General features: G+C 49.9%; 9 protein-coding genes. 7 read left to right on the forward strand and 2 right to left on the reverse strand.

All coding sequences use genetic code 11. The features are described from left to right. The first annotated feature begins 139 nt into the window (after window positions 1–139). From thrA to IX84_RS08120, 4 genes are all read left to right on the forward strand, one after another. Window positions 140–2,596 carry a bifunctional aspartate kinase/homoserine dehydrogenase I gene (gene thrA / locus IX84_RS08105; protein ID WP_044218485.1) on the forward strand — a complete coding sequence of 819 codons (2,457 nt, stop codon included), beginning with the start codon at window positions 140–142 and terminating at the stop codon, window positions 2,594–2,596. Then, a complete protein-coding gene (locus IX84_RS08110; RefSeq protein ID WP_044218488.1) occupies window positions 2,596–3,531 on the forward strand; it encodes a homoserine kinase in 936 nt (311 codons plus the stop codon). The genes thrA and IX84_RS08110 overlap by 1 nt, the downstream gene beginning before the upstream one ends. Before the next feature lie 2 nt (window positions 3,532–3,533). Beyond that, a complete protein-coding gene (gene thrC / locus IX84_RS08115; protein WP_044218492.1) occupies window positions 3,534–4,850 on the forward strand; it encodes a threonine synthase in 1,317 nt (438 codons plus the stop codon). A 181-nt stretch (window positions 4,851–5,031) separates the two neighbouring features. Continuing rightward, window positions 5,032–7,374 carry a M1 family metallopeptidase gene (locus IX84_RS08120; protein WP_044218495.1) on the forward strand — a complete coding sequence of 781 codons (2,343 nt, stop codon included), beginning with the start codon at window positions 5,032–5,034 and terminating at the stop codon, window positions 7,372–7,374. 412 nt (window positions 7,375–7,786) lie between these two features. Here IX84_RS08120 and IX84_RS08125 read toward each other — a convergent pair whose 3' ends face one another. Together IX84_RS08125 and IX84_RS08130 are read right to left on the reverse strand one after the other, a co-directional pair. Further along, entirely contained in the window at window positions 7,787–8,833 is a 1,047-nt protein-coding gene (locus IX84_RS08125) for a PepSY-like domain-containing protein (RefSeq protein WP_044218498.1), read from the reverse strand. Window positions 8,834–9,174: 341 nt separating this feature from the next. Further along, window positions 9,175–10,389, reverse strand: coding sequence for a kelch repeat-containing protein (locus tag IX84_RS08130; RefSeq protein ID WP_044218501.1), 1,215 nt, complete (start codon window positions 10,387–10,389; stop codon window positions 9,175–9,177). 286 nt (window positions 10,390–10,675) lie between these two features. On the opposite strand from IX84_RS08130, the gene IX84_RS08135 reads away from it, so the two are divergent. Genes IX84_RS08135 through IX84_RS08145 form a run of 3 tightly spaced genes read left to right on the forward strand, consistent with a single transcriptional unit; the run spans window position 10,676 to window position 13,581 of the window. After that, on the forward strand, window positions 10,676–11,761 hold the full coding sequence (locus IX84_RS08135) for a diphosphomevalonate/mevalonate 3,5-bisphosphate decarboxylase family protein (protein ID WP_044218504.1): 1,086 nt from the start codon (window positions 10,676–10,678) through the stop codon (window positions 11,759–11,761). Window positions 11,762–11,786: 25 nt separating this feature from the next. Continuing rightward, entirely contained in the window at window positions 11,787–12,311 is a 525-nt protein-coding gene (locus IX84_RS08140; protein WP_052515868.1) for a rhodanese-like domain-containing protein, read from the forward strand. A gap of 22 nt (window positions 12,312–12,333) precedes the next feature. Further along, window positions 12,334–13,581 carry an aminotransferase class I/II-fold pyridoxal phosphate-dependent enzyme gene (locus IX84_RS08145; RefSeq protein WP_044218506.1) on the forward strand — a complete coding sequence of 416 codons (1,248 nt, stop codon included), beginning with the start codon at window positions 12,334–12,336 and terminating at the stop codon, window positions 13,579–13,581. Window positions 13,582–13,593: the final 12 nt, after the last annotated feature.

Raw genomic sequence — 13,593 nt, forward strand, 5'->3', positions numbered from 1 at the left:
TCATTTCTATAGCCTGACTGCCCAACAATCCAACAAACCTGCATACATTTGCCAATACCAGGCTGCTGTCATATCGGGGTGAATTCCGATGGCACCAGGAAAACTTCATCATCTACAGATTTATGAACTGAGTTAACCCATGAAAGTATTAAAATTTGGCGGCTCTTCTGTCGCTAAGCCTGAGCGCATACGAGGTATTGTGGACATCCTGAAAGGATACTACACCAAGGGTGAAAAATTTACAGTGGTCTTCTCTGCTTTTGGTGGAGTTACGGATGCACTCATCGAAATGAGCGCCCTGGCCGCAAGCGGAGATGAAGCCTACGAGGCTGCATTCGATGCTTTTCGGCAAAGGCATATAGATGCTGTGGAAGAACTGCTCAAGGATGAGTTCAGGGCGGTTGTGTTACCGGAGCTGGAGCGTAGCCACGAAGTACTCAAAAATTTGCTTTATGGTGTTTTTCTGGTCCGGGAGGCGTCTTTACGCACGATGGATTATGTACTTAGCTTTGGAGAACGCAACTCGGCTTTCATCATCGCAAATGTTCTGCGTCAAAGTGGGATTAGTGCAAGCTATCTGGATGCGCGCCGGGTCATTAAGACGGATAAAGCTTTCGGCTCGGCACGGGTGGATTTCAAACTGACCTATCAGAAAATCCGCGAGCACTATGCGCAGCACCCGGATGTGCAGGTAGTCACTGGGTTTGTGGCTTCTGCCAAAGGGGGGCTGACGACTACGTTGGGACGTGGCGGGTCAGACTACACCGCAGCCCTGATTGCCGCCGGGCTTGATGCGAGCGTGATTGAAATCTGGACAGATGTCGATGGCGTACTCACGGCTGACCCCCGAAAGGTGAAACGGGCTTTTACCATCCCGAGCATGACCTACGCAGAAGCGATGGAGATGTCCCACTTCGGCGCCAAGGTCATTTATCCGCCTACCCTGCAGCCGGCGTTGCTCAAGAAGATACCACTTTACATTAAAAATACTTTTAATCCGTCTTTTGAGGGTACGCTGATTTCCGATCATGCAGATCCCGACGGGCACGCCGTAAAAGGGATTTCCTCTATCAGCCACGTAGCGCTGCTGACCTTGTCGGGTAGTGGGCTATTTGGAGTACCGGGCATTGCGGGCCGCCTGTTTTCTTCTTTGGCGGCAGCGGGCATCAACATCATCCTCATTACACAAGGCTCTTCGGAGCATTCCATAAGCTTTGCTGTTCAGCCAGCTGTGGCCAATAAAGCCCGCAAGCGTGTAGAGGAGGAGTTTGAGTATGAAATGAGTATGAAAGTCATCTCACCTGTCAAGATAGAGGCGGACCTTTCGGTGGTCGCTATCATCGGTGAGAATATGCGTTATCAGCCGGGTATCTCAGGACGGCTTTTCCAAGCTCTTGGCCACAATGGTATTAATGCAGTCGCCATCGCCCAGGGATCTTCTGAGCTGAATGTATCGGTGGTGATCAACCGGACAGATGAGGCTAAAGCATTGAACGCCCTGCACGAGTCTTTCTTCCTTTCTGACACCAAAGAACTGCATTTATTTATGATCGGTGTCGGGCTCATCGGTAGTACGCTCATTGAACAGATTAAGAATCAGGGGGCTTACCTTAAAGAGAAGCGGGGCCTGGAAGTCCGCATCGTGGGTATGGCTAACAGCCGGCAAATGCTTTTCCAGGAAGAGGGCATTGATCTGGACAACTGGAAGGCTGCCCTGCAGGAGAAAGGTATGGATATGGACCCTGCCATCTTCATCGGTAAGATGAAAGAGTTGAATTTGTCGAATACCATTTTTATCGATAATACAGCAAGTGCAAAAGTAGCCGGCTTTTATGAGGACATTCTCAACTCGAGTATCAGCATTTCAACGCCTAATAAGATTGCCGTCTCTTCCGGCTTCGCACAGTATCAGCGCCTGAAAGCGATTGCTGCCCGACGGGGCGTACAGTTTATGTACGAAACCAATGTGGGTGCAGGCTTGCCGGTTATCTCGACCTTAAACGACCTCATTATCAGCGGTGATCAGATTTTGAAGATTGAAGGGGTCGTCTCGGGCTCCTTATCTTTCATTTTCAATAACTTTAAAGCAGGTACAAGCTTCAGCGAAATCGTAAAGCAAGCTCAGGAGCTTGGCTACACCGAGCCGGACCCACGAGTCGACCTCAACGGTTTGGATGTACAGCGCAAGCTAATCATCCTGGCCCGGGAAACAGGTTTGCCTTTAGAAGCAGAGGATGTTGAGATTGAGAATATCCTGCCCACGGCTTGCCGGGAAGCGGATACAGTGGAAACCTTCTTTGGTGCTTTGGCTAATTCGGATCCGCATTTTGAGCAGTTGAGGGCGGAGGCGGAAGCGGAGGGCAAAGCCCTGCGGATGATTGCGAAGCTGGAAGGGGCTAAAGCCACTATTGGGCTGGAAGCGGTTGACTCCGATCATCCATTCTACAACCTGAGCGGCAGTGACAACATGATTGTATTTACCACCGAGCGCTACAAAGACCGCCCACTCGTGGTACGAGGCCCTGGTGCCGGAGCGGCAGTAACAGCTGCCGGGGTTTTTGCTGAAATCATCACTATTGGAAACTACCTCAGTTAATGAATAAGGAAGTACGCGTTTTTGCACCGGCTACTGTAGCGAATGTAGCGGTGGGGTTTGATATTCTTGGGTTTGCTATTGATGGCCCGGGGGATGAGGTAGTGGCTCGGCTGGCTGAAGGCTCCGGTGTTCGGATTACCAGTATTTCCGGTGACGGTGGCAAGTTGCCTTTAAAGGCAGAAAAGAATACGGCAGGTTTTGCCGCCATTCGTTTGCTGGAGCAGTTGGGCAAGTCCGGGCTCGGCGTAGAACTGGAGATTCACAAAAAAATGCCTTTCGGTAGCGGACTGGGGTCAAGTGCCGCAAGTGCCGCAGCCGGGGTAATGGCGATTAACGCCCTGCTGGATATGCCTGTGCCCAAGATGGAATCTCTGCACTGTGCTGTCCTAGGGGAGCAAATTGCAGATGGAGCTTACCATGCGGATAATGTAGCCCCCTCTTTGCTGGGCGGCATTATTTTTATACGGGCCAATGAGGGCTTAGACGTCCACAGCCTGCCTATTCCGGACGAACTGCATGCCGCTGTGGTCTATCCCCACGTAAGTATTCTTACCAAAGATGCCCGTGATGTACTCAGTCCCACCACTACCCTGCCCCAGTGCATTCAACAAACCGGTAACCTGGGCGGACTGGTTGTTGGCCTATACGAATCAGACTATGAATTAATCGGGCGGTCCTTGCAGGACGTGATCATTGAGCCGCAGCGCGCTCAGCTCATTCCCGGTTTCAGCACCGTCAAGTCCGCTGCTTTGGAAGCTGGTGCGCTGGGATGCAGCATATCCGGAGCCGGCCCATCTGTATTTGCCTTATGCAAAGGGCGTGAGGTAGCTCAGACAGCCGGGGCTGCCATGCAGCAAGCCTTTTTGACTCAGGACATTCCCTGTGATTTATTCGTCTCCCCTATCAATAAGGAAGGCGCCAAAATACTAGCTTAGCGATGAGACTATACAGCACAAAAAACAGAAGCGAATTTACCAGCCTCCGGGAAGCCGTACTGCGCGGGCTGCCCCCTGATAATGGGTTATACATGCCTGAGTCTATCCCCGCTCTGCCCGAGCCTTTCATCCGCAACCTGAAGGATTATTCTTTTCAGGATATCGCCTTCACCATAACGAAGACCCTTTTTCAGGGCGCTATTCCGGATGAAGATCTGCGGAAAATTACGGATGATGCGGTGAATTTTGAAGCGCCGGTCGTATCTCTGAATGAGCATCAGCATATACTGGAATTATTCCATGGGCCCTCACTAGCCTTCAAAGACTTTGGTGCCCGTTTCATGGCGCAGCTCATGAGTTATTTCAATCAGGGAGAATCCCGGGAATTGGTCATACTGGTGGCTACTTCCGGCGATACCGGCGGTGCAGTAGCAGCTGGTTTTTATCAAACTCCCGGTACGCGGGTAGTCATTCTCTACCCTAAGGGCAAAGTTTCTGACCTGCAGGAAAAGCAGCTCACAACCCTCGGGCACAATATTAGTGCCCTTGAAGTGGAAGGCACTTTCGACGATTGCCAGGCGATTGTGAAGCAGGCTTTTTTGGATGAAGAGCTCACGAGCCGTATCCGCCTGACCTCCGCCAATTCCATCAATATTTCCCGTCTGGTACCACAGTCTTTCTACTATTTCGAAGCTTTTAAGCAATTAGAAAATCAGGAAAACGTCGTTTTTTGCGTACCCAGTGGCAACTTTGGCAACCTCACCGCCGGTCTTTTGGCACAACGCATGGGGCTGCCCGTGCAGCACTTTATCGCTGCGACGAATATCAATGATGTCGTACCAGAATACCTGGAGTCCGGCGCGTATACACCCCGCCCTTCTCAGCGCACCCTGAGCAACGCAATGGATGTAGGCAACCCTTCCAACTTTGCGCGTATGCAGGACCTTTACCATGATCTGGAGGAACGTTCCACGTGGAACAATATGAAAGCTTCTATCAGTGGTTACGCGTACACAGATGAAGCTACCCGTAAAGCGGTTAAGGAAGTGTATGACCGTTATGGTTACGTGATTGACCCTCACGGGGCTGTGGGGTATCTGGCACTTCAGGAGTATCAGGAAAAGAACCCAGGAGCGAACGGTGTCATCCTGGAGACGGCTCACCCGGCTAAATTCCTGCCTGATGTTGAAGCTATTTTGGAGCAAACGATAACCGTGCCGGAACGTTTGGCTGTGCTGAGCGATAAAGAAAAAGTAGCCGACCTAATGCCGCCTGAGTACGGTCCGGTGAAGAAGTGGCTCCTGGAGCACTTGGGGTGACACGTCAATTGCAACATATATTAAATGCCGTTCGATGAATGTACTATCGAATGGCATTTTTGTTCCACGTGGAACATTTAGCGTTTGTACAACTAAGCTTTCCTTTAGGCTGTTAGAAAACTATTGCAAACCCTACCTTTGCATGCATACGATAATATTAAATTCAAACTACAGACTTAGTATGAAGCAGCTATTGTTACTGCCGCTCCTGTCTTGCCTTGTATTAGGGGCATGGGCGCAGCAAGAAAATACCAACACCAATAAGTTTAGGCAGCTCTACACTGAATTGCCGACACCTAACGTGTACCGGAATGCAGCAGGCGCGCCCGGGCATGAATACTGGCAGCAAAAAGCAGACTATGTCATTGACATAGAACTTGATGATGAGCAGCAGCGGATATACGGTGAGGAAACAGTTACCTATACTAATAATTCTCCGGACCCACTGGAGTATATCTGGGTGCAGCTCGATCAGAATATGCGTGCCAAAGACTCGGATACTTACAAAATTCAGCAGAGTGAGATGGATGACCGGATGTCCTCCGGGCAACTGAAGCGCCTGACGCCTACCTTTGATGGTGGCTTTAAGCTGGACTATGTACGGGATGCCAGTAATAAGCCATTACCGCATATCGTCAATAAAACAATGATGCGCATCGACCCCCCCGCTCCTATTCAGCCGGGCGAACAGTTCGTATTCAAGGTGAAGTGGTGGTACAATATTAATGACCGTATGGAAATTGGAGGGCGTTCCGGGTATGAATACTTTGAAGAGGATGACAATTACCTGTACACCATCGCTCAGTTTTTCCCGCGTATGGCCGTCTACAACGACGTAGAGGGCTGGCAGAATAAACAGTTTTTGGGCCGTGGCGAGTTTACCCTGCCCTTTGGCGACTACAAAGTGAATATCACGGTGCCGGCTGATCATCTGGTAGCTTCTACAGGCACCTTACAAAATGCCAATGATGTCCTTCCCCGTGATAAGCGCAAAAAGCTGGAAGAGGCGCGTGCGGAAAGAGAAACACCGGTCATTATCTACTCGGAGGAGGAAGCCCGCGAAAACGAAAAAACGAAGTCTGATAAGAAGAAGACCTGGACTTTTGCTGCCGAGAATGTCCGTGACTTTGCCTTTGCTTCCTCCCGGAAGTTCATCTGGGATGCTATGGGCGTAGAGCAAAGCGATGGCAGTGTAGTCATGGCGATGTCGATGTACCCTAAAGAAGGCAACCCGCTTTGGGAACGCTATTCGACCAAAGCAGTTGCGCATACCCTGAAGTGGTACTCGCACTATACTTTTGATTACCCCTATCCGGTGGCCTGGTCTATTCATGCGAAGTCTATTGGCATGGAATATCCCATGATCTGCTTCAACTTCGGCCGCCCCGAGAGCGATGGGACCTACAGCGAGCGTGTGAAGTATGGCATGATTGGTGTGATTATCCATGAGGTAGGGCACAATTATTTCCCGATGATCGTCAACTCTGACGAGCGGCAGTGGACCTGGATGGACGAAGGGCTGAACTCCTTCCTGCAGTACCTTGCCGAGCAGCAATGGGAACGTGACTACCCTAGCCGCCGTGGGCCTGCCTACAAAATCGTTGATTATATGAAGGGGGACAAGTCGAAGATCTCACCAATCATGACCAACTCGGAGTCCATTTATCAGTTCGGAAACAATGCCTATGGCAAGCCGGCTACTGCTTTGAATATCCTGCGGGAGACCATCATGGGGCGCGAGCTCTTCGACTATGCCTTTAAGGTATATGCCAATCGCTGGATGTTTAAGCACCCCTCTCCTGCTGATTTCTTCCGGACTATGGAGGATGCTTCTGCAGTTGATCTTGACTGGTTTTGGCGGGGCTGGTTCTTTACGACCGATCATGTGGATATTGCATTGGATGATGTAAAGTACTACCGCATGGATACCAAAGACCCACTGGTGGAAAGTAAGATTTCTAAAGAGCAGCGTAGCGAGTCTCCACAGTACATCAGCAGCCTCCGGAATGCCCGCGATATTGAACAGACACAGGATGAGATCGACCCTGCTCTGAGGGATTTCTACACTGACTACGACCCGCTGGATTTCGATATCCTTGATAAAGAAGCCTACGATCGTTACCTCAATAGCCTGACTGCTGAGGAGCAGGAAATGCTAAAAGCCGGTCAGAATTTCTACCAAATGTCTTTCCGGAACGCAGGTGGTTTGGTGATGCCAATTATCGTTCAGTTGCAATTTAAAGATGGCACCACTGAAGACCACTACATCCCCGCTGAGATTTGGAAAATGAATGATGAGGTGGTGAAAAAAGTTTTCATTACGGACAAAGAGATTGCGCAGGTAGTGCTCGATCCCTACCTGGAAACTGCTGATGTTGATACCGGCAACAATTATTATCCGCCGCGTACCCAGCTGAACCGCTTCGAAATGTTCAAGCGTCAGGGTACAAGCCGTTGGGGCGGTGGTGAAAATCCGATGCAGCGTGCCCGCCGGGCAAAGGAAAAAGAAGAAGGCACGAATTAATCAACCTTTTCTATTGGTTTTTCTCCTTGAATGGGAGGCGGGCTGTTTTTTCAGCTTTCCTCCCATTTTTTATAGATAAATGTTAAAATTTGGGCTGAGAATGGATTCATAGATGTGAATTTTTGGGGATGGCGTTATGTATTATGTTTTTTATTAAAGTGGTTTGTTTTTATTTTGATTGTTAGATGCTTATGTATTTTGTATTGAATGGTTTTTTGTTGTAATAGGCTGTTTTAGGTTTATTTAAAGCCCAAATAATTCGCATATTTTTAATCAGCCTGTACAAGGGGCTTGTCTGCGCCAAAGAAAAAGGGCTTAAAAAAGCAAAAAAAAGGAGCCATCTCTGATGACTCCTTCTGCAATTGAATACGGGGGAAAACTAAATCTTCGTTTTTATAGCATTTTGTGTCGCTTAGTCTTCGAAGCTACAGATGATGTTGCCATCTGCAGTGAGTACCACATCGTCCTCGTCCTCGTCATTATCGTTGCCATTTTCCACTTCTACCCAGTACTGAATGCTGCCATCAGGCAGGGTCAGTATTTCTGCATCATCGATGTGGTAGCCGGGGTACTCCGCATTTAGAGTAGCCACTACTGCTGCGGGCAGGGAGGACGTACTGATATCGTCTCCTTCAAAGAGGAAGTTACCGTTGAGGTCGAAGTACAGGTCAATGTCCTGACTGCCCATTTCGATTTCGACTTCAAGGATGTTGGTGTTGTTGCAGAACTCCTCAGTGTACGCTTCGTCAATGTGGTAGCCTGGGTAGTTGCTGTTGATGAACTCGGTCACGCTTGCAGGCAGGTTATTAACTTGGTCGTCATCGTCATCGTCGTCATCATCATTGCCGTTGTCATCGTCGTCGTCATCATCGTTACCATTGTCATCATCGTTACCATCATCGTCATTGCCATCGCTGTTTTCGCTGCATACGAAGATGCCATCGATAGAGAAGTAGACTTCCAGGTTATCGTACAGTTCAACTTCGAAGAACTCGAGTCCGTACTCCACGTCGATGCTGACCTCGTCGATTGCCATACCCGGGAATTCGGCTTCCAGGTAGTCGAGTACTTCCTGTGGCAGGTCGCTGATGCTGATATAGGTATCGTCATCATCTGGACCTGAGCTGATGAGGCTGCCATTGGCATCAAAGAGCAGTTCGTATTCCAGGTTGAGGCTGTCGAGTTCTACACCAAAGCGTACATCGCCATTTTCCAGGTAGCGGTCCACATCGTCTACCTCCCAATTGGCGAAGTTGGCCTGAATATAATCCTGAGCGGCAGCGGGCAGATCGCTGTAGCTGGCGTCCACACCGTCATCGCATGGGCTGAAAACAGCATCTGGGTTAAAAACAGTACTAAAAGGGTTGCCACCGGGCGAGCTGTTGTCGTCAAGCAGGTTGCAGCTTCCAAGTGTGAGGGCGGTGATGAGCGCAAGGGCTCCAAACATTAAATTTTTCATAGCACAAATTAAGTTGATAAAGATTTGAATTTTGGTCGGGATTGTATTTCCCTTTTGATTACGATACAAAGATGCAGGCAGAAAAACACCCTCACAACTACAAAAAGAGTGATTTGTCAAAACAATAAAAATGTATTTTTTGTGAACTAGATTCTAAAACCCTTCAAAATGATATTATATTATTTAATATTTTAATTTGTTAGTGTTTTTTGTCATAAGTGTAGTCGAAAAAATGCTCGATAATATTTAAATTTGACATAAAAAAAAGGGGCAAATGCCCCTTTTCTGTACAAAAAAAGAAAAATACCAGCCCGGCATTACCTCCAGGCTGGCTTGTTTTTCTACTGCTTAGTGATGCGTTTTACGGTACGCTCCTGCCCAATAGTCGCCTCAATAGTGTAAATGCCGGCAGGCAAAAAGTCGAGTGTCAGGTTGGGGAGTAGTTCCCTGGCACGATAAACTTCCTGCCCCTGATTGTTCAGTACGCGGACGAGGCCTTCTGTTTCGTTGGTCAGCCAGTTGAGCTGCACCTGGCTGGAAAACGGATTAGGGAAAGCTTCAAACAGTTCCGGCTGAGTGGGCAGCTCTTCGGGCGTATTGCTGATTTCTTCCAGCTGATAGCGGTAGTTATCGCTAGGGGAATAATTTAGTGTACCATTTACATTTGAGGGGCCGCCCAGCAGATAAACCCATCCATCAAGCAGGAAAGAGGCAGGGGCCCAGCGGGAAACGCCCGGGTGCGGCGGCAATTCTTCCCAAAGGTCCAACTCCGGCTCATAAGACCAGAACTCACCTTCTTCCATAGAAGTATGGTCTCCTCCGTCCCCACTCAGCACATAGCCTTTGCCGTTGTAGGAAAACTGAGTGCCGGCTACGCGCCCTTCAGCGGGCAGCGTGGCCACTTCAGTCCATTCTTCTGTTGCCGGGTCATACCGATACCATTGGTTGGAGATAAAGTTGTCGCCATGCCCAAAGCCGGTATAGATATAGTCGCCCAGCCCAAATTGAAAAGGGTGGTGCCTGCGTGCACCAGGGAAGCTAGGCTTCTGGCTCCAGCTGTCTGTAGCCATGTCATATTCCCACCAGTCCCGGAGGTTGCCATTGGCCGAACCACCCATGCCTACAAATATCTTATCGTTGTGCGCAATAAATGCCGGATGTATTCTGGCCTGGCAGGGGCATGGTGCCAGCTCCGTCCATTCACCGGTTTGAGGATCGAAGACCCAAAGGTCGCGCATGTAGGATGAACCGCTAAATCCAAATCCAAAGTAGGCTTTACCGTCCCAGGTATCGCCAATGCCAAAGCCCCGGAACCCACCGGGAAAGTCATCCAGCTCTGTCCAGGTGTCGGCTTCGGGGTCATACTGAAAGAAAATATCCAGGTAGCTGAATTCATCCGCGCCGGCAACAAGATATCCTTTACCATCCAGCGCAAAGGCATAAGAGTGGTCTGTCACCAGGTTGTTTGGTAAGGGAGCTATGGTGTCCCATTCCGACTGAGCCAACAGTAGGAAGGGCGAAACAAATAGGGCAATAAATAAGTAGAGTGGTTTCATTTTGTTGAGATGATTATTAGGTCAATTAATAGGTGTGCCTCGGAATAAGGTGTTGCTCAGGTTGGTTGTCCCGATTGAAATCAATCAGGCATAAAGCGCCGATTGGTAAACAAGAGACACTAAAATGCCATTTTGGTTGAGGAAATCAAACGAAAACATTCTGATTGGTCGGCTACAGGTCAGGCTAAGTACAGGTCAGGCTAAATTTCCAGTATCTCCTCTCCGACTTTCTTATCGTAAGGGTTTAAACCTTACTTTTGTGAGACCCAAAACGCAACGCATGTCAATGGATTATAAAAACCCAAAATTGGTACTCGAAACGGCCAAGGTTCAGCCTGGGCGTAGTGTATGGCGCAGCCCTTCCAACCTCGCCATCGTCAAGTACTGGGGAAAGCACGGGCGGCAGTTGCCGCGCAACCCTTCCATCAGTTTCACCCTGGACCGCGCCTATACCGAGACGGAGGTAGCCTATGCGCCCAAAAAGGGTGCGGACCGGGGTATCGCTCTTGATTTCTACTTTGATGGAAGCCCCAACGAAGCTTTCGCCAAAAAAGTCAAAGCGTTCCTGGAAAGCATCACGGAGATTTTTCCCTTTCTGAACCAGCTGGATTGGACGATACGTTCCACGAATTCCTTTCCTCATTCTTCAGGTATTGCCTCTTCAGCATCAAGTATGAGTGCTTTGGCCCTGTGCCTGTGTACCATAGAGGATGAACTCTTCGGCACGCTCAGTGACGATGACACCTTTCGGCAAAAAGCCTCCTATGTAGCCCGCCTGGGCTCCGGCAGTGCCAGCCGCTCGGTATACGCAGGGCTGGCCTTGTGGGGGGAAATGGGCGAAGTGCCTGGGTCTTCTGACTTGTACGCCATCCCTATGGCCAATCAGGTGCATGAGGTGTTCAAGACCTACCACGATGCCATCCTGATTGTGAGCAAAGGAGAGAAATCAGTGTCAAGCCGGGCCGGGCACGGCCTGATGGAAAGCAATATCTACGCCACCAACCGCTATCAGCAGGCTCGTCAGCACATGCACGACCTGCTAAGCGCCCTCCGTACGGGCGATGAGGACCATTTTGGGCGCATTCTGGAGAGCGAGGCGCTCACCCTGCACGCTCTCATGATGGCCTCCAACCCACCTTACATCCTGATGCAACCTCATACCATTACACTTATTAATAAGGTGCAGGCGTACCGAAAGGAAACGGGGCATCCGCTGTACTTCAGCCTGGATGCCGGGCCGAACCTGCATTTGTTCTTCCCGGACCGAATAAAGGAAGAAGTTGAAAACTTTATCCATGCCGAATTGGTACCATACTGTGAAGACGGGCGCTGGATTGCTGATAAGGTCGGTAAAGGCCCGCTTCAGCTCTGATTTTCGTCAATTAAAAGTAAAAACCATGCGTTTTTTTTCCGTAATCATTGGAGTGCTGATGCTGGGCCGCCCGGGCTGTACACAACCGCCGGAGGACCGCCCGCCAGTAGGCAATCCGAAGTTTGATGAGACGATCAGCAGCATGCTGAGCTTTACGGTCCCAATAATTGGCGTTCAGGAGGTTAGGGATATTCAGGATGAAGTTTATATCTTTGACGCTCGAAACCGGGAAGAATATGAGGTGAGCCATATTGAGGGCGCCCGTTTTCTCGGCTATAAAAATTTAGACGAACAAGCACTCAACGGAGTGCCCAAAGATAGCACGGTGGTACTGTACTGTTCTATTGGTTACCGCAGCGAAAAAGTGGCGGAACAGCTCCGGGAGCGGGGCTTTACCAAGGTTTATAATTTGTACGGCAGTATTTTCGAGTGGGTGAATCAGGGATACCCCGTTGTGGATACCACCGGCGAACAAACCAAAAAAGTCCATACCTACAATGCTAAATGGGGCAAGTGGGTGGACAAAAAACAGGCTGAAAAAGTCTGGTAATCATCATCAAATCAAATTCTTTATGGATTTATTTGCAAAGTTTTTGGAAGACAGAGGGCCGCTGGGCAAGTGGTCCCGTACGGCGCACGGTTATTATACCTTCCCAAAGCTCGAGGGCGAGCTGGGCAGCCGTATGCAATTCCAGGGCAAAGAAAAAATCGTTTGGAGCGTTAATAATTACCTGGGGCTGGGCAACCACCCGGAAATCCGAAAAGTGGACGAAGAGGCCAGCCGCGACTGGGGCCTGGCTTACCCGATGGGCTCCCGCATGATGTCGGGCGAGACTTCCTACCACGAAAAACTGGAGCAGGACCTGGCAGAATTTGTTGACAAGGAGGAAGTCCTTCTGCTCAACTTCGGCTACCAGGGTATCATGTCCATCGTAGACTCCCTGTTGACGCGCAAGGATATCGTGGTGTACGACAAAGACTGCCACGCTTGTATCTACGATGGCATTCGCATGCACATCGGCAAGCGGCTGCCTTTTGAGCACAATGATATTGAAAGCTTCGAGAAGCAAATCAAGAAGGCGAAGATCTTCCAGGAGCAAACCGGCGGCGGTATCCTCGTGATCACAGAGGGCGTATTCGGTATGCGCGGCGATCAGGGTATCCTGAAGGAAATCGTTGCCTTCAAAAAAGAGTACGGCTTCCGTATGCTGGTAGATGATGCGCACGGTTTCGGTACCCTCGGTGCCACTGGTGCCGGTGCGGGTGAAGAGCAGGGTGTGCAGGATGACATCGACCTGTACTTCAGCACATTCGCGAAGTCTATGGCCAGTATCGGTGCCTTTGTAGGTGGCGATAGCGAAGTGATTGAGTTCCTGCGCTACAACCTGCGTTCTCAGATTTTTGCGAAGTCGCTGCCGATGCCATTAACCATCGGTAATATCAAGCGCCTCGAGATGCTGCGCACCCGACCGGAGTTCAAAGATAAGCTCTGGGAAAATGCCAACAACCTGCAGAAAGGCCTGCGCGACCGCGGCTTCGACTTGGGCAATACGTCCAGCTGTGTGACGCCGGTCTACATGCATGGTTCTGTGGAAGAAGCGATGGTGCTGGTGAAAGACCTGCGCGATAACTACGACATCTTCTGTTCCGTGGTCGTGTACCCCGTGATTCCGAAAGGAATGATCCTGCTGCGCCTCATTCCGACGGCAGCGCACAACCAGGACGATATTGATCAGACTATTGAAGCCTTTACCGCGATTTCTGAGAAGCTGAAGTCCGGTGCTTACGCCAAGCAGGCCGAGCTGATCAAGCCTGAGTAAGGAAGACAGTAA

It is taken from the genome of Phaeodactylibacter xiamenensis (assembly GCF_000759025.1).
GTDB classification, from domain to species: domain Bacteria; phylum Bacteroidota; class Bacteroidia; order Chitinophagales; family Saprospiraceae; genus Phaeodactylibacter; species Phaeodactylibacter xiamenensis.

Excerpts from the sequence above, each read along its gene's own strand:
- thrA (WP_044218485.1), top strand. The coding sequence starts at position 140 with ATGAAAGTATTAAAATTTGGCGGCTCTTCTGTCGCTAAGCCTGAGCGC.
- IX84_RS08110 (WP_044218488.1), top strand. The coding sequence starts at position 2,596 with ATGAATAAGGAAGTACGCGTTTTTGCACCGGCTACTGTAGCGAATGTA.
- thrC (WP_044218492.1), top strand. The coding sequence starts at position 3,534 with ATGAGACTATACAGCACAAAAAACAGAAGCGAATTTACCAGCCTCCGG.
- IX84_RS08120 (WP_044218495.1), top strand. The coding sequence starts at position 5,032 with ATGAAGCAGCTATTGTTACTGCCGCTCCTGTCTTGCCTTGTATTAGGG.
- IX84_RS08125 (WP_044218498.1), bottom strand. The coding sequence starts at position 8,833 with ATGAAAAATTTAATGTTTGGAGCCCTTGCGCTCATCACCGCCCTCACA.
- IX84_RS08130 (WP_044218501.1), bottom strand. The coding sequence starts at position 10,389 with ATGAAACCACTCTACTTATTTATTGCCCTATTTGTTTCGCCCTTCCTA.
- IX84_RS08135 (WP_044218504.1), top strand. The coding sequence starts at position 10,676 with ATGGATTATAAAAACCCAAAATTGGTACTCGAAACGGCCAAGGTTCAG.
- IX84_RS08140 (WP_052515868.1), top strand. The coding sequence starts at position 11,787 with ATGCGTTTTTTTTCCGTAATCATTGGAGTGCTGATGCTGGGCCGCCCG.
- IX84_RS08145 (WP_044218506.1), top strand. The coding sequence starts at position 12,334 with ATGGATTTATTTGCAAAGTTTTTGGAAGACAGAGGGCCGCTGGGCAAG.